Origin of the sequence: Nostoc sp. FACHB-892 (assembly GCF_014698795.1) — a bacterium.
GTDB lineage: Bacteria > Cyanobacteriota > Cyanobacteriia > Cyanobacteriales > Nostocaceae > Nostoc.
This window is the reverse complement of sequence record NZ_JACJTR010000025.1, coordinates 1-22,111: the sequence shown is the minus strand read 5'-3', so window position 1 is coordinate 22,111 and position 22,111 is coordinate 1. Positions and strand designations below refer to the sequence as shown.

15 protein-coding genes are annotated in these 22,111 nt (G+C 40.0%); all 15 read left to right on the top strand.

The genetic code is table 11. From position 1 onward, the window contains the following. The 15 genes from H6G96_RS26245 (at position 1) to H6G96_RS26175 (ending at position 21,321) form a co-directional block, all read left to right on the top strand. On the top strand, positions 1 to 1,242 hold the full coding sequence (locus tag H6G96_RS26245; protein WP_190914973.1) for a DUF4255 domain-containing protein: 1,242 nt from the start codon (positions 1 to 3) through the stop codon (positions 1,240 to 1,242). After that, a complete protein-coding gene (locus H6G96_RS26240; protein ID WP_190914971.1) occupies positions 1,239 to 3,218 on the top strand; it encodes an ATP-binding protein in 1,980 nt (659 codons plus the stop codon). Before H6G96_RS26245 ends, H6G96_RS26240 begins: the two co-directional genes overlap by 4 nt. Beyond that, positions 3,215 to 3,463 carry a hypothetical protein gene (locus H6G96_RS26235; RefSeq protein WP_190914969.1) on the top strand — a complete coding sequence of 83 codons (249 nt, stop codon included), beginning with the start codon at positions 3,215 to 3,217 and terminating at the stop codon, positions 3,461 to 3,463. Before H6G96_RS26240 ends, H6G96_RS26235 begins: the two co-directional genes overlap by 4 nt. Further along, positions 3,460 to 5,601, top strand: coding sequence for a DUF4157 domain-containing protein (locus tag H6G96_RS26230; protein WP_190914967.1), 2,142 nt, complete (start codon positions 3,460 to 3,462; stop codon positions 5,599 to 5,601). The genes H6G96_RS26235 and H6G96_RS26230 overlap by 4 nt, the downstream gene beginning before the upstream one ends. Before the next feature lie 287 nt (positions 5,602 to 5,888). After that, entirely contained in the window at positions 5,889 to 6,317 is a 429-nt protein-coding gene (locus H6G96_RS26225) for a hypothetical protein (protein WP_190914965.1), read from the top strand. A 68-nt stretch (positions 6,318 to 6,385) separates the two neighbouring features. Next, on the top strand, positions 6,386 to 7,042 hold the full coding sequence (locus H6G96_RS26220) for a hypothetical protein (protein WP_190914963.1): 657 nt from the start codon (positions 6,386 to 6,388) through the stop codon (positions 7,040 to 7,042). Positions 7,043 to 7,169: 127 nt separating this feature from the next. Next, positions 7,170 to 7,454, top strand: coding sequence for a LysM domain-containing protein (locus H6G96_RS26215; protein WP_190914961.1), 285 nt, complete (start codon positions 7,170 to 7,172; stop codon positions 7,452 to 7,454). A 12-nt stretch (positions 7,455 to 7,466) separates the two neighbouring features. After that, a complete protein-coding gene (locus H6G96_RS26210; RefSeq protein WP_190914959.1) occupies positions 7,467 to 8,621 on the top strand; it encodes a hypothetical protein in 1,155 nt (384 codons plus the stop codon). Continuing rightward, complete coding sequence (locus H6G96_RS26205; RefSeq protein WP_190914957.1) at positions 8,618 to 9,223, top strand: phage baseplate assembly protein V; 606 nt, start codon at positions 8,618 to 8,620, stop codon at positions 9,221 to 9,223. The genes H6G96_RS26210 and H6G96_RS26205 overlap by 4 nt, the downstream gene beginning before the upstream one ends. Next, entirely contained in the window at positions 9,223 to 9,627 is a 405-nt protein-coding gene (locus H6G96_RS26200; protein WP_199339749.1) for a GPW/gp25 family protein, read from the top strand. Before H6G96_RS26205 ends, H6G96_RS26200 begins: the two co-directional genes overlap by 1 nt. Next, the gene (locus H6G96_RS26195) at positions 9,624 to 12,185 is read left to right on the top strand and encodes a putative baseplate assembly protein (protein WP_190914955.1); all 2,562 of its coding nucleotides are present in this window, start codon (positions 9,624 to 9,626) and stop codon (positions 12,183 to 12,185) included. The genes H6G96_RS26200 and H6G96_RS26195 overlap by 4 nt, the downstream gene beginning before the upstream one ends. Then, complete coding sequence (locus tag H6G96_RS26190) at positions 12,182 to 15,097, top strand: baseplate J/gp47 family protein (RefSeq protein WP_190914953.1); 2,916 nt, start codon at positions 12,182 to 12,184, stop codon at positions 15,095 to 15,097. The genes H6G96_RS26195 and H6G96_RS26190 overlap by 4 nt, the downstream gene beginning before the upstream one ends. Then, the gene (locus H6G96_RS26185; protein WP_190914951.1) at positions 15,094 to 17,631 is read left to right on the top strand and encodes a hypothetical protein; all 2,538 of its coding nucleotides are present in this window, start codon (positions 15,094 to 15,096) and stop codon (positions 17,629 to 17,631) included. Before H6G96_RS26190 ends, H6G96_RS26185 begins: the two co-directional genes overlap by 4 nt. Next, positions 17,582 to 20,029 (top strand): DUF6519 domain-containing protein, encoded by a 2,448-nt coding sequence (locus tag H6G96_RS26180; RefSeq protein WP_347242280.1) that lies wholly within the window; start codon positions 17,582 to 17,584, stop codon positions 20,027 to 20,029. The genes H6G96_RS26185 and H6G96_RS26180 overlap by 50 nt, the downstream gene beginning before the upstream one ends. Positions 20,030 to 20,634: 605 nt before the next feature. Beyond that, positions 20,635 to 21,321: a hypothetical protein gene (locus tag H6G96_RS26175; protein WP_190914947.1), complete on the top strand. Its 687-nt coding sequence runs from the start codon at positions 20,635 to 20,637 to the stop codon at positions 21,319 to 21,321. Positions 21,322 to 22,111: the final 790 nt, after the last annotated feature.

The following is a 22,111-nucleotide window of genomic DNA, read 5'->3' as shown; positions in this document are numbered from 1 at the left end:
ATGAGCAACGCTTTAGCTATTGCGGCTGTCACAATTACATTGCGTCACTTGCTCCAGGAAAGGTTTGATGTTGAGAGTTCGGGGGGAATCACTGTGACGACACGACCATTGGATAAGGTGCGAGATAGTACTGTTAGTAGTGGTGACCAAGTTAATCTATTTCTCTACGATACTCAAATCAACCCAGCTTGGCGGAATATGGATATTCCTTCTCAAGTAAAGCCTGGTGAAACAGGAGGGCAGCTTTTGCCGTTGAATCTCTACTACTTGCTGACTGCTTACGCTCAAAATGATGACTTTCCAGAACCTACGAGTCATCGTCTGTTAGGTGTGGCGATGAGTGTTTTTAATGACCATCCGAAGATTACTTCTGCGGATATTAGGGCAGCCTTGCCTACTACCGATCCTTCAGAGTATGACCTTGACTTACAAGAAGAACAGTTGCGAATTGTTTATCAACCGCTATCTGTGGAAGAGGCGTTTAACCTGTGGTCAACTTTTCAAGTACCTTATCGAGTTTCAGCTGCTTATGAAGTGTCAGTAGTGCTGATTGAGAGTAGCTTGCCTGCAAAAACTCCGCTACCAATTATTAGACTTCAATCTGACGATCGCGGCCCAATTCTGCAATCAAAATTATTGTCTCCCTTGCCGACACTAGTTTCTCTGCAATTGCCTAATCAACAAGCTAGCGCGAGATTGGGTGATATTCTCATTCTTAATGGTTTCCACTTAGATGCTGAAAACGTAGTTGTATCTTTTATTCGTTTAGAAATTTCTTTAGAATTGCCAGTTTTAGCAGAGAGAACGGCAACATTTATAGAAGTCCAATTACCTGATGAGCCTGAAAACTGGGCAGCAGGTTTATATACGGTGTTAGTCCAAGTAACGCGGGCTGGCGAACCAACTCGCACTACTAATGAATTATCTTTTGCCTTAGCACCAAAAATTTTGGATATTATACCACGACAGGCAACAGCAGACGCTAATGGCGAGGTAACGTTCACCTTGATTTTAAGCCCTCAAGTGCGACCGAGACAGCGAGTGGCGTTATTGTTAGGCGATCGCGAAGTGCTGGCTCAACCACATCCAACTCAAACAGATAGGCTGGAGTTTCGGATTGCAGATGTTACACCGAGTGAGTATTTTGTGCGGGTGCGGATTGATGGAGTAGATAGTTTACTGGTAGATCGCACAGTAACACCGCCTGTTTTCGACCAAAATCAGAAGGTGGTGATTTTATGAACAACCTCGATTGTTGGATAGCAAACAATGAAGAATACCTAGCAAATGCAATGGCTTGGTTACGCTGGCGTTTATGTGAACTTGCACAGTTACCTGATATTGAGAAGCCTAAAGTAACAGAAATGGCAATGGCGGAAGGGATGAATCCACCGCCAGCGCTGCTTCTCTTAAGTCAGAAGTTAGATTTATCTGACTTTGAACGACAGGTTTTACTGTTATGCGTGGCAATGGAATTAGATCCAGGGATAGCTCGTCTTTGTGCCAGAGCTTTAGATAATTCTCATCAGCCTTATCCTACCTTTGCCTTGGCTTTATCACTATTCGAGCAACCCACTTGGGATGCCCTTTTTTGGGAACGCCCTTTGCGTTACTGGCGATTAATTGAAATTCATCAGTCAGGAGTTCAATCTCTGACTACGAGCGGTTTACGGGTAGATGAACGTATATTAAATTATATAAAAGGATTAAATTCTTTAGACGATCGCTTGGCATCATTATTGATGTCACTGGAAACAGAAGAGTGGGCTGTAAAATTACCCCCATCTCAAAACGCTATTGTCGAAACAATTATTCAGCAACTGCACCAAACGCACAGAAAGCAACGTTTACCTATTATTCAGCTAGTGGGGGCAGATGCCCTCAGCAAGCAACTAATAGCCCAACATGTAGCAGCCCAACTAGATAAATATATCTATCGTTTGTCAGTGGAATTATTGCCCACTCAGACAGGAGAATTAGAGACAATTGCTCGTTTGTGGCATCGAGAAAGCTTGCTATTGCCGCTTGCGTTGTATTTAGATGCCCAAGAAATTGACACTAAACCGACTACAGAAGGACAAGCACTTCCCTTGCAGCGATTTATTACTCGCAGTGGTGGTCTACTTTTCCTTAGCACTCGTGAAGTTAGGCAATTGGGTCTGCCGACAATTGTTGTAGATGTTGAAAAGCCAACATCCACAGAACAAAAAGCAACTTGGACTGAAGCATTAGGAGGAATGGCAGATAGTAGTCCGCAGATTCTGGCGACTCAGTTTAACCTGAATTTAGTCAAAATTGAGCAAATTGCCCAGCAAGTGTTAGCCGAAACACCCAACTGTGAAATCCAAAATCGTTTGTGGTCGGCTTGTCTTGCTAGTACTCGTCCGCAGTTAAATACTTTAGCGCAACGCCTCGACACCAAAGCAACTTGGGATAATATCGTCTTACCAGCAGAAGAGACAAACTTGCTGCATCAAATTGCTGACCAAATCCGACAGCGCAGCCTAGTTTATCAAGAATGGGGTTTTCACAACCGCATGAATCGGGGTATGGGGAGCAGCGCCTTGTTTGCGGGTGAAAGCGGCACAGGGAAGACAATGGCGGCGGAGGTGATAGCCAATGATTTGCAGCTAAATCTTTACCGCATTGACCTTTCATCTGTGGTCAACAAATATATTGGAGAAACGGAGAAAAATCTGCGGCGTTTGTTTGATGCGGCGGAAGATGGCGGGGCGATTCTGTTTTTTGATGAAGCGGATGCTTTGTTTGGGAAACGTTCTGAGGTGAAGGATAGCCATGACCGCTACGCCAATATTGAGGTAAATTATCTGTTGCAGCGATTGGAGGCTTATCGCGGTTTGGCAATTCTAGCAACAAATCTCAAGAGTTCATTAGATCATGCCTTTACGCGTCGCTTGCGGTTTATTGTGAATTTTCCCTTTCCTGGTGTGGCTGAACGTCAGATGATGTGGCAAAAGGTGTTTCCACCAGAGACACCAACACAAGATTTAGATTTTAACCGCTTGGCACGTTTGAATATGACAGGGGGCAGTATCCACAATATTGCTTTGAATGCAGCATTTCTGGCTGCTGAGGCTGGTACACCTGTGACGATGCAGTTGGTGTTAGCGGCAGCGCGGGCTGAGTTTCGCAAGTTGGATAGGCCAGTAAATGAGGCAGATTTTCGGGTTTTAGCACCTACGGGGGTAAGGGGATGAATATCAACATTGATATTGAGAAGCTGATTTTAGAGGGAATGCCGATTTCTCCTAGTCAGGCACGGTTGTTGCAAGCAGAGGTAGAGAGTGAATTGGCGAAGTTGCTGGCTAATGAAGGTTTACCAGACAACTTGCTATCAGGTGGAGTAGTGCCTGGTGGTGCGATTCAAGTAAAGTCTGGAACTAATCCCACCCAAATGGGGCGACAAATTGCACAAGAAATATATAGAGGAATGAAACCATGACTAATAAAAGAATTGCCCAAACTAATCAGCAGCAAAATGGTGAGAAACCCCAGGCAAGTGGAATTTTACAGCGTGCTGGCATTCGTTCGGTTTCGGAGGCAGAGGTGCAATCAAAAGAAGATAAAGAAGCACAGCCATTAAGTAATTCAGCTTCAAAAGACTTTAGCCGAGTGCCAATCAACACAACAAAACCACAGCAGATTATGACAAAGCTGATGATTGGGTCAGCGGAGAATGAATACGAACGGGACGCAGATTGGGTAGCAGAACAGGTGGTGCAGCGAATAAATGCACCTGCCTCTGTGCCTTCAGGTGAAGATGAAACTGTTCAGCAAGAGTATATGGAGACAAAAGATAACAAAGTAAGACTGATGAGGTCGCCAATATTACAGCGTATGTCTAGTGATGGTGGGATGCTTGCTACGCCAGACCTGGAAGCCACCATTAACCGAGAAAGGAGAGGCGGACGACCGATAGAAAATAATGTTCGCAAACAGATGGAACAGGGATTTGGGGCTGGAGCAGATTTCAGTAGAGTAAAAATTCACACTGATGCTCAATCTGACCAGTTGAATCGGTCAATTGGTGCGCGTGCTTTTACCACAGGTCAGCATGTGTTCTTTGGGCAGGGGGAATATAAGCCTGGTAGTCAGCAAGGGCAGAAAGTGTTTGCCCATGAGTTGAGACATGTGCAGCACCAGAACGGTAGAGCAGTGCAGCGCCAGCTAAAAGAGCAATCAGTTCCAACTACTAACATGGAAAAAGTAGACAATCTTATCCAACGTGCAATAGGTTTTGAATTCGAGATTGATCAGGTAAAAACTTACAAAAAAGATTTGTTAGGGAAAATCATAAATCTCAGTAAAAAAAATGAAATTCTCATAGGAGAGGGGTTCAAGGTAGAGGCGGATGAAATGCCTCAGTACTCAAATATGGAGTTTGTTACTGAAGCCTTCCCAGAAACGGAGGAAGGAGTTAAAAAACTAGGGAGGGCGCTTGATAGAATTACAGGGATTGTCAATCAATTAAGTAATCAACAAAACAACGAAATATCATCTGACGCCTTGAACAAATTTGGAGATTCCATAAAAAATACCTTCATGAAGCCAACTGCTAATCTTTTGACTGGTAAACCGCAAGTCACTGCTGGTATCAAGCTAAATGCGCTTGATAAATTTTTCTCAGATGTGGAGTTTCAAGACATAGGAGGAAACGCGGCAAATGCTAATAATAATGCAAGGATAATGTTTGGAGGTCAGTTGGCAGCAGGTGGATTTGGGGGACGGGAAACGAATATAACTCAAGCCGGAGTAAAACCAGTATCACAAGCTCGTGCAGCAGTAAATGAAGCGCTAAAGGAAATGAATCTTGAAGGGTCACTAGTTATTGATGGACCAGAATTACGTGCGTTAGTTACTCAACTGGTTATTTATTTAGTGAATGGATTACTGGGGGTTCCTGGATACGGTAAAACAATTGCAGGTGAATTTATGAATCGAACAGATTTTGCGAAGGTATACAAGCTACTACCGCAGACTCAGCTTGACTTCTTTAATAAGAATCAAGAAATGTTTGTTGAGGTAGTTTATAGGGCTGCTGATAAAGCTGCTAAGATGGCTGGTTATTCAAATATGAAAATTAACGCTCCCGTGTTCGAGGGTGGTTTGTACAATGATCCGGGGATGTTTGGACAAGATCTAAATCACAATCACAAGAAAAACTTGCTTCCTCAACTTACACGTTATCAATGGCTGATAGGCATCGTTAAAGGCGAGGACTTACTAACAGCAGTAAATTATCCTGGTAATAAAGAACAGAAAAAAGAGATTGAATCATTGGGAAGTTATGGATCTAAGGTGGATGAATTAAGCCAAAATCCGTTGGTACGCACCACTCCAGCACCGTTAGTTGAATTTCGCGGGCTAAAGCCATTGTACGCCAATCTCATTACGCCTTTCGCCTTAGATATGTTCCGCTACGTACATACAATCAATACTGAAGGACGAGAACAATACCCAGGCGATCTGCTTAACTTGAGTATCGATGATAGGTTAGCTCTTATCAACAATCAAAACAAGGCTCAGGAGATTAGGAAGCGCCTTGTCAACGAAGCATTGAAGCATATCAGGGGCAAGTAATCCTGGTTGAGCAAGCACTTATGCACAGTTAGTTGGGTGAAATTAATCAGGTGTGCAAGGACTAGCTGGTTAAATATTCAAACTTAGATTTTTTCCAACTTGCTTTTGTCCAACGCTCTCTCCATTCTGACTCAAAATGCGATCGCCCATGTATGAAAGTTAATGAATGTGCAATTCGCAACTCTTATAGCAACTATCTTCAAAGTCAAGCGATCGCCTACATATAAATATTGATAAACCTGCGATCGCTCCCATAGCAAACTTGAACCAATTTGAATAAAAAACAGATGTTAAACTATATTCTCACTTCTGGCGATCGCGCCATGTTCAACCCCATCTTTGGCAAAGCAACAGTTATAGTCCCTGCTGCTGGTGTGGTCTTAACTGGTACTGGCATACCAAAAGTTAACAACAAGGAAATTTGCATTGTTGGCGACGAGAAACGAGTTATTGTCCCTCCTTGTTCTTACACGAGTCCGCCGCATATCACCCCCGGTATAGGAACACTTTCTATTGAATCTTTAGCTGCCAATCAAATAGCCATAAAAGTTAAATCTAAACGAATAGCAGTATTGCTCAAAGGTACTACCTTCATAGCGAAATTCCAAGTTACGACACCAGCTCAGACACCAACACCACCTCAACCAGACCTCATTCTGCAATATTTTGGCACGGGATATTTTACTACTACAAATATGAAAGTAAAAGGTAGGTAAAGGAGACTGGGGATTAAGAATTGGGTAAGAACGCAAAAAATTATCACAAATGATTCAGGAATAAATTTATGTCCAAATTTCCCGGTTCACCAAAGACATTAAAAGGAACGATCGCTATCCTTAATGCTGTTACCTTGTTGCCCAAAGGATTGATTATACTGCAATACAATCCTGAAACACTCAGACGCACTTTACAGGTACGAGGTGCGGGTGCTGAAGGAAGCGATCGCCTAGAAGCCTTGCGTCTGGTTGCGCCACCGCAAGAGACAATTCAACTAGAGGCAGAAATTGATGCTACAGACCAACTGGAGTTTCCCACCAAAAATCCAGATACACTGTTATTAGGCATATACCCCCAATTAGCAGCCCTAGAAAACCTTATCTATCCTAAAAGCAGCAACATTAAAAAAAACAATCAACTCGCTCTGAAGGGTGTTTTAGAAATCTTACCAATTGAGTCCGATCTCAGTGTATTTATCTGGAGCTTAAATCGTGTAATGCCAGTGCGCCTCTCTGAGTTCAGCATTACCGAAGAAGCATTCGATCCTAGACTAAATCCGATTCGTGCTAAAGTCAGTTTAGGTATGCAAGTATTAAGTACAAATGATTTGAGATATAACCATAAAGGAAGCAAATTGTTCCAAGTTTATCACAAGCAAAAAGAAATTTTAGGTAAGCTGAACATGGCGGCGAGTGTTATCAAGACAGTTACTCCTTTATTATAATAAAAAGAGGCAAAAGACAGAAAGAAGTAAATAATTTTATTTTTCTCAAAAGGTAAATTTAAAATTATTTATATTTAATAGTTTAAACTCCAAGTTTTACAATCATTTAGAATCCAAAAAGCTTAAAATGTTGAATGAAAGCAGTCGTTACTACGATATAGAAACTGCCAAGTGGCAAACAACATCAAATCAAACTATCGTTTACCTCAGGCGCAGATTTTTACCTTCATCGCAAAGGTTAGAAATTTTTGAAGAACATCAAATCAGCGAGGGCGATCGCCTAGATAATATCACTGCCAATTATCTTAATGACCCGGAACTTTTCTGGCATTTATGCGATATTAACAACGCTATGCACCCTGATGAATTGACTACCCAAATTGGTCGGCGACTGCGTATTCCTCTGATCTAAAAAGGTTAACTTATGCCTGAACCTGATATTCGCATAAAACTCATGATTGGTAAGGACATACCAACACCTGCACCTTATGAAGTAATAGACGCGTTGATAGATTTAGAAGTGACTCAGCAAGACCGCGATCGTAGTGGCTTTCAAATGACCTTTAGTCTGAGTAAAGAACTAAAAAATTTCTCAGATTATTGGTTACTCCAAAAAGGCACTTTAGATCCTCCTAACCGGATAATCATTCAGGTCATAGTTAATGTAAAAGTTGGTGTAAAGCGTAGACTGCAAAGCCCTATATTAATTGATGGCATTATTACCGATCATCAAATTGCACCCAGCAATCAACCAGGAGAATCAAGGCTAATAGTTACTGGTGAAGATATTAGTTTGATGCTCGATCTGAAAGATAGAAATAAAACTTACCCAAACTTATCTGATACTAAAATTGTTAAACAAATATTAAACTCTTATAAAGTTAAATATGGGCTAACATTGGATGTAGATAATTCTAATTATGTGCCAACTCAAGAAGAAAAAATTTCCACTCAACAAGGTACAGACTTACAGTTTATTCAAGAACTGGCTATACGTAATAGTTTTATTTTTGAAATTAGACCTGGTAAAACTCCTGGAAAAAATATTGCTTATTGGGGTGAGGAAAAACAGAAGATTACTCCTGTTCAACCAGCATTGTCAATGAATATGGGGGCATTTACTAATGTAGATTCGTCTATAAGTTTCAACTTTAATGCTCTAGCAGCTATTGAACCTGAAGCATCAATTAGCGATGAAAAAACTGGGGCATCAATTCCGATTAAAGTTCCAAAATCACCCGGTCAAGCTTTAGCTAGCAAGCCCGCTAAAGCCTTACGGACACAAGTGCTACGCTGCACCAATAAACTCGAACAAACCCTAGCCGAAAAGCAAGCCGAAACATTGGCTAGCCGTTCGCGGGAAAATGCCGTCACTGCTACTGGAGAAGTAGATACTGTTCGCTACGGTTATGTGTTAGGGGTGCGTCAATTGGTGGGAGTCCGGGGCGTGGGAAAAACTTACGGCGGTTATTACTACGTCCAACAGGTAACGCATCGCATTAAGCGTGGCGAATATAAACAAAGTTTCACCTTGAAACGTGAGGGACAAGGTGCAACAATTCCGAGGTTAAAAGTATGAATCTACCAAAACTCGATGGTGAAAGTATTAAGCCACAAAAACCTTCTTTTTATGGCAAATACCGAGGCGTAGTTTTTGATAATAATGACCCGTGGAAGATTGGTCGCTTGCAGGCAAAAGTGCAAGCAGTTTTTAGCCAAGAGCCTAGCGGTTGGGCATTACCTTGCGTTCCTTATGCTGGCAAAGGAGTTGGGTTATTCCTCATTCCACCTAAAGGTGCTTTAGTGTGGATTGAATTTGAAAATGGAAATCCAGACTCCCCAATTTGGAGTGGCTGCTTTTGGGCAGCTGGAAAGGTTGGTCCAAATATAGTACCAGCTAATCCTTATGACCCAGACACCAAGGTACTTAAAACGGATATCGGCAAGATTGAAATCAACGATAAACAAGGTAAGCAACAAAGCATCACCATTGAAGCCAAAATCGGTAAACAAACTATGAATCTAGTGATGGATAGTTCGGGAATTGAAATCAGCTATGGAAATGCAAAGGGTGCGTTTGTGAAACTGAATGATTCGAGGATTGAAATCAATAATGGAAAAACTGTAGAGCTGAAGAGTAAGACGGTATCGATTAATGGCACTGCTTTGGAGGTGACTTGATGCCAGAATATCTCCTAAATCTGCCCAGGCAGAAGAATGTCATCAACATCGATTTTCCCTTCCAATTTGATAGATACCATCGCACCGCCAGCACCAACGATGAAGATCAACACATCCGCGACTTAATCGAACAACTACTGTTTACTACTCCTGGCGAACGAGTCAACCGACCAGATTTCGGCAGTGGTGTATTGTCTTTAATTTTTGCACCCAATAGCGCAGAACTAGCAACAGCTATGGAAATTACGATTCAAGCATCTATTGAGCAATGGTTGGGCGATTTAATCGATCTGCAAAATTTGGAAGTAACAAGTGTTGATACCGACCTTTACATAGTGGTGGAGTATGTGGTGCAAAGTTCTGGTGAGGCACAAACAGCTAGTTTTAGGACAACCGTACCATGAACAGCAATACCCTTACTTTCCAAAACGAACAGCGCCGTCAAGAAATCCGTAGGCAAAGAAAAAACGGGCTAGATTATGTAGAAGTTAGCGATGATTTGCGATCGCGTAGCGGCTCCGAAGGAGCATCGCTATATGTCTACTTTTTAGGTTCAGTACCAGAATATTTGAAAAAAGAAAATCTTCTAATTGAAGGCGGCCAGCGCATCCGCAATCTTCATGTGACTGATTTAAAGGTAGAAAATACCCAAAATTGTGAGAGTTACTTAACAGTTAATCTTAACCAAACTGGCGATTTTTCTGTATATACTTTGCGCTTGGTGTCATTAGATGAAGAGGGCAAACCCACAAAGCAACCATATCCCAATTTTGACCCGCGCTACTCTCAAGTACAATTTAAATTCCGAGATGGTATCTGTAATACTGACATAGATTGCTTGCAACCGCAAGCAGCTCCGCCACCGCAATTAGTCGAACCAAATATCAACTATCTAGCTAAAGATTATGCTAGTTTTCGCCAGTTGATTTTAGACCGTTTGTCATTAGTGATGCCGGATTGGGAAGAACATCATGTCCCAGATTTAGGTATTACTCTAGTGGAAGTTCTCGCTTATGTTGGCGATTATCTCAGCTATTACCAAGACGCTGTAGCCACCGAAGCTTATTTAGAAACTGCCCGCCAAAGGATTTCTGTTCGCCGTCATGCCCGTCTAATTGATTATCCCATGCATGAGGGCTGTAATGCACGTACTTGGTTGTGGCTAGAGACAAGTAATGATATTTCCTTGGAAACAAAAAATTTCTACTTTATTACTAGTTATAAAAGTGCGCCTTCCCTTGGCACTATCCTGAAAGATAGTCTTCACCTAAGTAGTGTTCCTGCTAGTAATTATGAAGTCTTTGAAACGCTAACACCACTACCAATTCATCTCTACAACGCTCACAACCAGATATTATTCTATACTTGGGGCGATGTCTCCTGCTGTCTTTCTCCTGGTTCCACAACCGCTACATTAGTGGATGAATTTATACCCACACAAGCAGAGGAGGCTAATTCCTCCAATTCCCAATCGACCGAACATCAGCGAAAATTGCACCTAAAAATTGGTGACATCCTCATTTTTGAAGAAATTAGAAATCCGAAAACAGGCATCCCAGAAGATGCAGACATGAACCATCGCCATGCAGTCCGCCTGACAAATGTCAAGGCAAGTGTAGACGAACTTTACAATCAACCAATTGTAGAAATCGAGTGGGTAAAAGAAGATGCATTGCCTTTTCCCCTATGTATTTCAGCAATAGTACCACCAGACTGTCAGCTCGCTGATATTAGTGTTGCTAGAGGCAATGTGATTCTAGTCGATCATGGACGCACTATTATTGAACCGGAAGATTTGGGAACTGTACCGGGAAAAGAGATAATCCAGGGATGCCAAGAAGAAGGCGAACCTATAGAAATTTTAGTAGTAGGCGATCGCTTCCGTCCTACCTTACAAAAAACGCCTTTAACTTTCAGCCAACCCCTGCCTAAAAATCATCTGAAAGATGCTAAGAGTTTGCTAATTCAAGATCCCCATCAAGCATTACCCCAAATCCAGCTTACGAGTACTGGAAATAATTCTATCTGGACTCCCCGATACGACCTTATAGACAGCAACAGCGAAGATCAACATTTTGTTGTGGAAATGGACAACAATGGACAAGCACACTTGCGCTTTGGAGACGGTGAATTAGGAATAAAACCAGCAGCCAATACTCACTTCCAGGCAAACTATCGAGTAGGTAACGGACTTGCAGGCAATATTAGTGCCGAAGTAGTTTCTTATATTGTTTTTCACAATCAACTAATTAATGGTTTAACATTGCAGCCACACCAGCCGTTCCCCGCTCAAGGTGGAACAGCACCAGAACCTATAGCTCAAGTGAAATTATATGCACCGCACCTATCTGACAAAAAATTAGAACGTGCCATTACTGCCGATGACTACGCACAATTGGTAATGCAACATTTCCCGACAAAAGTGCAACAAGCCGCCGCTGCCTTACGCTGGACAGGCAGTCGGTATGAAGTCTGGGTGACAATAGATCCCTTTGACAAAGATGCAGCAGACGACAAATTACTCCAAAATATTGCCACAGACCTCAAAAAATATCGCCGCATTGGTCATGATGTCATCGTTAAAGCAGCAGTCTACGTTTATTTAGATATCGCCATCAAGGTTGATGTCAAATTTGATTATTTGCGCGGTCATGTCAAAGCTGCTTTGTTGGATATTTTCAGTAATCGCATTTTATCTGATGGTCGGTATGGTTTTTTCCATCCTGATAACTTGACTTTTGGCCAAGGAATTGCTCTAAGTCAGCTTGTAGCTAAAGCTGCTGCTATTCCAGGCGTTGAAAGTGTCTCTGTGACTAAGTTAGAACGTCTTTTTGAAGGTTCCAACCGCGAGATTGAAGCAGGTTTTTTACCCATTGGTGCTTGGGAAATTGCGAGACTCGATAACAACCCCAACTTTCCTGAAAACGGTAAATTCACAATCGATTTGCGAGGTGGGAGATGAAATTAAGTTGTAGCTGTAACTGCCACTCTAATTATAAATTAAGTAAATTAAGCGATCGCTCCAGCTGTGGTTGTTGTGAAGGTGTAGAAATTCTCACTCCCAAATCGGTAGCTAATCAACCTGGTTTGTATACCCTAGCTTACCGAGTTGGAACCCATGCAAGCTTTTTCAAGACAATGAAAGCACGTTTGGGCGATAGTAAGTTTCCTCAGCTAAGAAATCTAAAAACACGCGACTCTCAGGACTTATCTATTGCTCTGTTAGACGCTTGGGCTACTATAGCAGACGTTCTGACATTTTATCAGGAACGCATAGCCAATGAAAGTTACTTACGGACTGCCATTGAGCGAGGTTCCTTAGTAGAATTAGCTAAATTAACAGACTATGCACATAGCCCCGGTGTCAGTGCCAGCGTTTATTTAGCTTTTACCGTAGAAGATGGTTACAATTTAGAAATTCCTGCTGGATTAGGCAGCCAAAGTATACCTGATTCTGATGAATCGCCGGAATTTTTTGAAACATCAGAAAAACTGCGAGCTTATGCTCAGTTGAATCAGCTTAAGCCTCGGATGAGCCAACAGCAACAAGTTGATTCAACAGTCGCTACACAAATTGACAAGCTTTATTTAGATGGTATGGGTGCAAATGTCAAACCTAACGACCCCCTTTTACTGACCTTTGGTGATGCTGAAACTGAGCAAGTCATTCGCAGAGTTCAAATTATTGAGCCTCAACCAGAGCAAAACCACACAAAAATTACATTACAACTACCACCAGAAGCTACACAAAAACCAACTGGTGAAGTTGCGTCAGCAAGTACAAAAGAACAAAAAATCAAACAATTAATCAAACAGCTATCAATACAGCCTGCAAATGCTCTAGAACTTGAGCGGACAAAAGAACAAATTTTTGCTCCCGAAAATATTGATATTAATTACCGCTTAATTAATAATACTTTAAATCCTGCTTCCAACACAGCAATATATCAAATTTTAACTAGTGATCGCGCTAATTCTGCTAATCAGTTAAACCGACTTGAGGTTCTAGGAATCAAAGCTGCACCTTTCGGACAGGACGTACAGTTAAAACCAATTTTTGACCAGCAAGGACGAATTGAAAAATACGAAGAATGGCGAATTGCAGACGTAGATGAGACAACATCAAATTCCTCTAGCACGCTACCAGAGGAATTACGAAATATCCTAACATTAGATGCCCAATATGATGAAATTACACCTGGGACTCGGCTAGCAATTGAGCGTGGAAATATTAATGAAATCGAGATTTATCAAGTAATAAAAGTAGAAAATCTTACTAAAATTGCTTACAACACAGTAGGAAGGGTTACACAACTTACTTTAGATAAACCTTGGTTAAAAGAACAAGATACATCTTTAGATGTGATGCGTAAAACTACAGTGCATCTCAAGAGTGGGGATTTGAATTTGGCGGAAAAACCAGTTGACTTGAAAGATGCACCAAGTAGCCAAAATCATATATCCGACCAGATGGAAATTGAACTAGACAATCTCTATGAAGGTCTACAACCTGGACGTTGGTTGATTATCTCCGGCGAACGCAGTGATATATCTGATGTTAACGGTGTGTTGGCTAGCGAAGTTGTCATGTTGGCCGGGGTGAGACAAGATATCAATCAGAATTTGCCCAATGACAAACCGCATACATTCCTAAGATTCGCTAAACCTTTAGCTTATTCTTACAAGCGAGAGACTGTTACTATATATGGCAACGTAGTTAAAGCAACTCATGGCGAGACTCATACTGAAATACTAGGCAGTGGCGACGCTACTAAAGCAAATCAACAATTTACCCTATCACTACCGTTCCTCACCTATCTACCAGCACCTATTCCTAGTGGCGTTGCTAGCAGCTTGGAAGTATATATTAATGATGTGCGTTGGCAAGAAGTAGAAAGTTTGATTGATTTAAGTCCAACAGACCGTGCATATATCACCCAAACTGATAGTGATGGCAACACAACTATTATCTTTGGCAATGGCGAACATGGAGCTAGGTTGCCTAGTGGTATTGAAAATGTCAAAGCAGTTTACCGCAATGGTATTGGTAAAAGTGGTAATGTTGCAGCAGAAAAAATTACGCAACTGGCAATGCAACCTCTGGGTTTGAGTGGCGTACTCAACCCAATAGCAGCAACAGGAGGTGCAGACCCAGAAAGCGATTATGAAATTCGTCGCAATGCGTCTGTTGGGATAACATCTCTTAACCGCGCAGTTTCCGTACAGGACTATGCCAATTTTGCCCGGACTTTTACCGGAATTGGCAAAGCAAATGCTCAACGTCTTTCAAATGGTTTGCGTCAAATTATCCACATGACGATCGCTGGGGCTGATGATATCTATATTAATAGAAATTCAGATTTATACCGCAGTTTTGTACAAGCATTATACCAGTTTGGCGACCCCTATCAGGCATTAAAAGTAGATATGCGGGAACTCATGCTATTAATTATCAGTGCCAATGTGCGGATTTTAGCAAATTATCAATGGACATCTGTAGCATTAAAAATTCGTGCTGCTTTGTTCAATAAATTTAGCTTTGAACGTCAGGAAATAGGAGAAGATGTTGTCCTCAGTGAAGTTATTGGCACGATTCAACAAATACCAGGGGTAGACTACGTGGACGTAGATATTTTAGATAGCGTTTCCGAAACTGAAGCCCAAAATCCAGACATCTTAAATAAAAAACTTCAAGAACTGGCAAAACTAGGCATTACTCATGGAAATGGACAATTAGCAGTACAACCAAAACAACGGATTCCTGTAAACTTAGCTGTTTTTGATTCCACAATAAACCAACTTTTTCCTGCTCAATTAGCTATTCTCAACCCTCAAGTGCCAGACACATTAATTCTGAAGGAGTTGAAATCATGAGCAATTCCCCAGATCGTCTTTATGAACTGTTGCCATCTGTTTACCGCATTCGTGATGCAGAACTTGGTTATCCTCTACGAGATTTATTACGTGTCATTGCCGAACAAATTGATCTTGTTGAAGCAGATATTACTCAACTCTATGAAAATTGGTTCATTGAAACTTGCCAGGATTGGGTAGTACCATACATTGGCGATTTAATTAGTTATCAAAGCGTTCACAGTTCTGCTACAAATATAATCAGCAATAAAATTCTAAATCCTCGTCGTGAAGTAGCAAATACTATTCGCTATCGACGACGCAAGGGGACGCTAGCTTTATTGGAATCGCTAGCTGATAAAGTGGCTGGCTGGTCGGCACGAGTTGTAGAATTTCATCAGCTAGTTAGTAAAACACAACATATTAATCACCTGCATTCATCAACCTCAACAACAGTAAATCTGCATCAGGTCGATACAATTACAAAGTTAAATAACCCATTTGATGAATTAGCTCATACAGTAGATATTCGCCAGATTGGTTCACAATATCAACCTGGAAAGCACAACACTCCGAATGTTGGTATTTTTGTTTGGCGATTAAAACCTTATTCCATTACTCTGACACCAGCTTTTTGTTTAGAAGAAGTTAGCTCTAACTGCTACACCTTTAGTATTACGGGTAACGACACTCCGCTTTATACTCGTCCTCAACTAACAGCAGATGCAACCCAAATTGAGCGTGAATTAAACTTACCTCTTCCTATTAAACGACAAGTTTTGCAATCTCACAAAAGCGATTATTTTGATTCAAACCCAAATCCAGAACAATTTACTAAAAGTTTGCAAATTTGGAAAGGCGTTGGCTCAAAACTGCAACTAGTTTCTCCAGAACAAATTATTATTGCCGATCTTAGCGATTGGAATTATCAACCAAAGCAAGACTACATAGCAGTTGATCCAGAATTAGGACGGATGATTTTTCCTATACGCCAATTACCAAAAAATGGTGTTTGGGTTTCTTATCATTACGGTTTCAGTACTGATATTGGTGGTGGCGAATATGACCGAACTTTGTTAGATTCTGCGGCAAATTTTTTACTTAATGTTGGTGATATTGAAGAACCAGCCACTTTTATCTCGCAACAAGATGCTTCTGCATTATCGGATTTTTTACAATCGCAACTTTCCAGGAATACCCAAAGGCTTTTGGATGCTTACACCACCCCTCCTGCTGAACCAGCTTTAATTACAGCTTTACTCAAAGATTTAAATCAACTACTTATGGGTGAAAGTCTCTATAACGAACAACGTTTTGCAGCTATCACCTTGAGTGCAGAAACTCAAAGATTGGTTCAGCAAAATCTCTACGGTAAACAACTGATACGCTGCAATCGTTTGTTACTAGAAGAAGCTTTTCCATCTCAAATCCGAAAGCATTATGCTCATTACACCGTCAGCCAAACCTCCCAAGCGGATTTTCAAACTATCGCCGAGGCAATCTCACAGTGGCAGCGAGACAAACCTCATAATGCTGCGATTGAAATTATTGATAGTGGTGTTTATGTAGAACGAATTAATATTGGACTGGAGAAAAACCAAAGTCTGCAATTACGTGCAGCTAACTGCAAACGTCCGGTAATTCGCATTCTAGATTGGAGAACTTCTTTAGGTGATGCTTTAAATGTCACAGTAGAGTCAGGAAGTTACTTTGTTCTCGATGGTTTATTGATTACTGGTCGGGGAGTGCATATAGAAGGTAATCCCACTCAATTTGCAGATTATCCTACCTCTGGCGTGCAACAACCAACTGCGGTTATTATGCGTCATTCTACATTAGTACCAGGCTGGTCATTACATTGTGACTGCGAACCTCGACGTTCCAGCGAACCAAGTTTGCAGTTATTTAATATCAATGGGTGCGTAGCGATCGTACACAGTATCATTGGTTCTATTCAGGTAAACCAAGATGAGGTAGATGCTGATCCTTTGCCTATAGATATTAGCGATAGTATTATAGATGCAACTAGTATACAAGGTGAAGCGATCGGGGCAGTGGGCTACTCTATAGCCCATGCGCGGTTAACTATTGCACGTTGCACAGTTTTGGGTAAGATTCAAGTACATGCAATTGATTTAGCAGAAAATAGCATTTTTAAGGGCACAATATTCGTTGCTCGTCGCCAACAAGGTTGTATCCGTTTCTGCTACGTGATGCCTAACTCACGCACACCGCGCCGATATAATTGTCAACCGGATTTAATCGAGCAGATAGTTACACAAAAAACTGAACTACAGCCAGAACAAATAGAGGCGGAACAACTTATCGTTAGAGACCGCGTACAACCCCAATTCAACAGTACACGCTATGGCACACCTACCTACTGTCAGTTAGCGTCAATCTGTCCTGAGGAAATCAAACGTGGCGCTGATGATGAATCAGAAATGGGTGCTTTTCACAATTTATATCAGCCTCAAAAAGAGGCTAACCTACGCATCCGTCTAGATGAATATACACCCGCTAATACTGAAATTGGCATTATTTACGTTAGTTAACGAGGTTGTTATGCAAGGAGAATTTAGAGGTGATTTTACTCGTGATACCTACGACAAAAGTAAGCACTTCCTTCGAGTATTGATGCAACAAGGTCGAGTGCAATTAGATGCAGATTTCAACGAACAAACATCGATTTTACTAAATCGGCTGCAAACTTTAGCCAAAGATGTGTTTGGACTACAAGGCGGGCCAGAGCAGAATTGTGGTTTTGAATTTATTGCCACTGAGGAACAGATTAATAATATTAATAACCTTAATGATGAAGAAAAACAGAAATTTAAACAACTGCTCAAATCCCAAAGCTATTTAATTAGCAAGGGCAATTATTATGTAGATGGTATACTTTGTGAAAATGAAGAATTTATATCTTATTTTCAGCAACCAGATTTTAAGCCAGAACTTCTAGATCCTTGTCAAGTCCAACTAAAAGGAGCAACATATCTAGCTTATCTTGATGTTTGGGAACGACATATAACTCCGATTGAAGATTATGACGATCGCAAAATTAACATTCGTGAAGTTGCTTTAGGAGGAGCGGATACAGCAACTCGCTCTAAATTAGTTTGGCAAGTCAAGCTCAAACAGTTAAAAGACGATAAAGATATTGAAACGGTTGCCAAGCAAATTACCAAGGATTGTAACTATTTTTACAGCCTCCTAGGTCGAGAATTAATGAAGCCTGGAGAAGGCAAAATTATTGCCAGAGTTACAAAGCCTAGTTCTACACCAATGAATGATCCATGCGTTATTCCCTTTAATTCCAAATTTCGTGGTACAGAAAACCATCTTTATCGGGCGGAAATTTTTACAGTTCCCACTGTTAATAACAATCAACTATCATTTGTCTGGTCACGCGAAAATAGCTCAATTGTTTTTCCGATTGTGACATCTGCTGAGAGTAATTCTTCCGGGATCGCATTCACGCTAGAACACTTAGGTAAGGACAAAGATTCCAGCTTATCAGCAGGCGATTGGGTTGAAATTATTGATGATGATTATGTACTTGGAAACAGCGATCGGCAACTAATAAAGGTAGAAAAAATAGATCCTATTCAGAATCAAGTAATTCTTTCAGGCGATGCTAAAAACAAAACATTAGTTACACAAAATCATCCTCTATTACGCCGTTGGGACTCTAAAGAAATCAAGGTAAATTTATCTGAAGTGAATAATAAATGGTTTCCCCTTGAGGATGGAATCGAGATTCAATTTCAAGCTGATACTGAAAATAACTTTTATCAAGTCGGTGATTATTGGTTAATTCCTGTGCGGACAGCTACAGGCAATGTAGAATGGCCCAAACGAAAAAACAAAGAAGGAAAGTTAGAGCCTCAACCTCAACCACCGCATGGTATAGCGCATTCTTATGCACCTCTTGCAGTATTTTTAGGCAATCCTAATAATATAACAGTTCGTGATTGCCGAAGAAAGATTCTTAGTCAAGATAGAACTGTAACACCTATAAGTAATAAAGATAATAATCCACTACCAGCCAATTCTCAGGAAAAACCTGCACCACTTAATAATCAAAAAGAAGCCCCTATAGAAACAATAACGGGATTCAATCGTATAATTAATGCTAGTTGGCATCACGATCAAGTTTTGGAAGCTACGATTGCAGAATTCCAGGAAAATTCTAACAATATCCCAAAGGATCAATTATTTAATTTAAAATCTCAGGACTTAAGAAATTTATTTACTAAATTAGGTTTAGTAATTAAGTTTGAAAAGCCAGTACGAATTGATAGCTTGCATAAAAGTAGTGTATCTGTATTAGCTCATACTGATAATGTGTTGAAAGGTGAAGTTTTTTATATATTACCAATGAAAGTTGAACCAGTCCAAGTAAAAAAAACTGAAACAAAATCTATCCGTTGGGCAATTGGCAATGAAATATTAGATAGTAACATCAATCTAATTACAGAAGTTGAACCTTTAATAAATGGAAGCCATATTTATACTGAAGCTGTTAGATTGATTACACCTGATGACTGGTTGGAAAAAGCTGTCTTTAACCAAAGTAATATTTATCAGTTTACTGTTTTACTACATGGCGACTGGATTCTTAATGAAGAACCATTATTTGATAAGGCAAATTTTAATTTATTAGGAGATTTAAATAAAAGTATTATTCCTGATGAATTACATCAGCAATTTCAAGACAAAGGAATTACATTTTCCAATAATATTATTTTGGTTACGGAGAAAGAAAACCTTAAATGGCGCTTAGTCGATGGAGGTAAAATTTACATTCTTAAAATAGAAAACAATAAATTAATAGTTAGTAAGATTCAAGCATTGGATGGTAATAATATCTGGCCTGGTGTTCCTGAGCGATTTAGCGGGAATAGCTCTGAAGGAGGAGATTGGGTAAGTATTATTCATATTAAAACTTGATAAGCCAGATGAAATGTTAACTGTATAGAACAGGAGAATATTAAATATTAGATTCATTTGATGCATTTAGTACGTTTAAAGAAGGTTAGCTGCAATCTAAAGGAACGGATTGAAGTTCTAGTTATCAATGAACGACAACGACAAACCTATTTTGGTGCTCTAAATTATTACACCCAAGAGTTTTTAATTAAGCCTTGTAAAAAGGGTGATCCTAGCAATGCAATCGCTTTCGTAAAACATTTAATTTCTCAGTATCCCAAAAGCCGTATTGCCTTGGTTTAGGATGGAGCTAGTTATCACCGTCCCAATGAATTTAAAGCTTATTTAGATACTATTAATCAAGGCTTAAATGAAGATGAATATAAAGTTACTTGTATTCGATTTGCACCTAACGAGCCAACATAAAATCCTGTAGAAGACATCGGATTAAATGTGAAAAATTTTATTCGAGAGTTTTATCACTTATGCAACTCATTTTCTTATGTCAAGAGATTATTTAAACTTGTTATTCATTATCAATTTTTTGACTTTCCAAAGAGATTTATGTATAATCCATTTTTTTCACAACTCATTTAGGATTGTTATAGGCAAACAAAATTAGGAACATGAGACTGATTAAGCAAACACTACAGATAATCCAGCGTCTTACTAAAAGAACTCTTGTCAAGATTGGGATTGCAGCTTGGTTATTACTTGCAGGGATTGTAATAGTTCCAATTGCGCTATATCAACTCAATTTCATTATCAATTATATTAATGTTTGGCATCTTCCATTAAGGCAAATAGCTGCCTTTCTTGGTGGCGGTGGTGTGGCTTGCTTTATATTATCTTTGCTAAGAGAGGAAACTGAAGGAACAAGCTCTAATAACTCGCACTCTTTAAAGACGGTTGGACTCGACAATGATTTTACAAAAAATATCCATCCTAGAATTCGAGCAAGGCTTAAAGGGTACCGCTTTTGGTCAGGAGCTTTGATAAGTCTTTTTATTCTCTTGGGAATGGTTTCAGTTATTTCTGCTCTAATTGCAGCGACTTATACAGATGCTTTAAAGCAAGGTATTTGGTTAAAGGTTTGCATACTAATATCTGCTATCAGTTCAGCCCTAATGACTGCCTTCAACTTACAGGGTAAATCTAGTGATGTTTGGCGAGCTTTTAGACACCTAGAGCAGGCAATTATAGAATATGAGATAATTCCTTCTCCTGATTTAGAGAAACTTCTTTTAGCATATAAGGAAGCTGAAAATATGATAGGCTTCTTTGAATTTAAAGGCGATAAAGACAAATATTAAATTTTATATAAATATAGATATTATATGAGTTAACTGGAACCATTTCTGAATGACCCATAGATAGCACAATTACCAATATTGAACTTAAAGGATGTTTGAAAAGTTTTGAGGGGTTCTGGGAACAAACTTAAAACTCGCGATCGCAAGAAGCAGAAAGTTTGCTTGAGCAAAGAATAAATTCTTCATGCGTAGATGAGGGAGAGAAAAAGGGTTGCCTTCGGTAAACCCTTTTCTCTTCCATTAAAATGATTATAATTCTTGAAAAATCCTGTCTCTTGTTTTTCTTGGAATGATTTATTTTTTGGAAGTCCCTTACTGGCAAGATGACATTCCTAGTCGCTTTGAAGCAACCTTTGCTTATCGCTCAATCAAGGAGATAAGGGGAAAAGTCAGGGACAATATTGTGATACGCGACACTTTCACTCTTTTGTTAAGAAAGATGTGACTAATGCATAGCGTGAATAAAAAACCAAATTAAAACCAATAAAGAAATGAAGGTTAGTTTAATTTTACCTTGAGCAAGATTTGCTCCCTGAAACTTGTATTAATACTGGAGGAGTTATGACTTATCAAAACGTCAGGTTGCAATCTAAGTTAATTCAAAAATTGAATTTTTTTTACAAACTGTCAGTAAAATTAGTATTTCTAAGTTTACTTACAGCGGGGAGCATCTCAGTTTTTGAAGTGGCTCAAACTGACAATAATCCATTGAGATAAGCAGAGCGATGAGCCAGGACTTGAGGGACATTTTCTCGTTTCCATTGTGCCCCAGAAATCTTTGTTCGACGGT

What these genes read in the sequence shown, in the direction of transcription:
- H6G96_RS26245 (WP_190914973.1), top strand. Translation starts at nt 1, where the DNA reads ATGAGCAACGCTTTAGCTATTGCGGCTGTCACAATTACATTGCGTCAC.
- H6G96_RS26240 (WP_190914971.1), top strand. Translation starts at nt 1,239, where the DNA reads ATGAACAACCTCGATTGTTGGATAGCAAACAATGAAGAATACCTAGCA.
- H6G96_RS26235 (WP_190914969.1), top strand. Translation starts at nt 3,215, where the DNA reads ATGAATATCAACATTGATATTGAGAAGCTGATTTTAGAGGGAATGCCG.
- H6G96_RS26230 (WP_190914967.1), top strand. Translation starts at nt 3,460, where the DNA reads ATGACTAATAAAAGAATTGCCCAAACTAATCAGCAGCAAAATGGTGAG.
- H6G96_RS26225 (WP_190914965.1), top strand. Translation starts at nt 5,889, where the DNA reads ATGTTAAACTATATTCTCACTTCTGGCGATCGCGCCATGTTCAACCCC.
- H6G96_RS26220 (WP_190914963.1), top strand. Translation starts at nt 6,386, where the DNA reads ATGTCCAAATTTCCCGGTTCACCAAAGACATTAAAAGGAACGATCGCT.
- H6G96_RS26215 (WP_190914961.1), top strand. Translation starts at nt 7,170, where the DNA reads ATGTTGAATGAAAGCAGTCGTTACTACGATATAGAAACTGCCAAGTGG.
- H6G96_RS26210 (WP_190914959.1), top strand. Translation starts at nt 7,467, where the DNA reads ATGCCTGAACCTGATATTCGCATAAAACTCATGATTGGTAAGGACATA.
- H6G96_RS26205 (WP_190914957.1), top strand. Translation starts at nt 8,618, where the DNA reads ATGAATCTACCAAAACTCGATGGTGAAAGTATTAAGCCACAAAAACCT.
- H6G96_RS26200 (WP_199339749.1), top strand. Translation starts at nt 9,223, where the DNA reads ATGCCAGAATATCTCCTAAATCTGCCCAGGCAGAAGAATGTCATCAAC.
- H6G96_RS26195 (WP_190914955.1), top strand. Translation starts at nt 9,624, where the DNA reads ATGAACAGCAATACCCTTACTTTCCAAAACGAACAGCGCCGTCAAGAA.
- H6G96_RS26190 (WP_190914953.1), top strand. Translation starts at nt 12,182, where the DNA reads ATGAAATTAAGTTGTAGCTGTAACTGCCACTCTAATTATAAATTAAGT.
- H6G96_RS26185 (WP_190914951.1), top strand. Translation starts at nt 15,094, where the DNA reads ATGAGCAATTCCCCAGATCGTCTTTATGAACTGTTGCCATCTGTTTAC.
- H6G96_RS26180 (WP_347242280.1), top strand. Translation starts at nt 17,582, where the DNA reads ATGAATATACACCCGCTAATACTGAAATTGGCATTATTTACGTTAGTT.
- H6G96_RS26175 (WP_190914947.1), top strand. Translation starts at nt 20,635, where the DNA reads ATGAGACTGATTAAGCAAACACTACAGATAATCCAGCGTCTTACTAAA.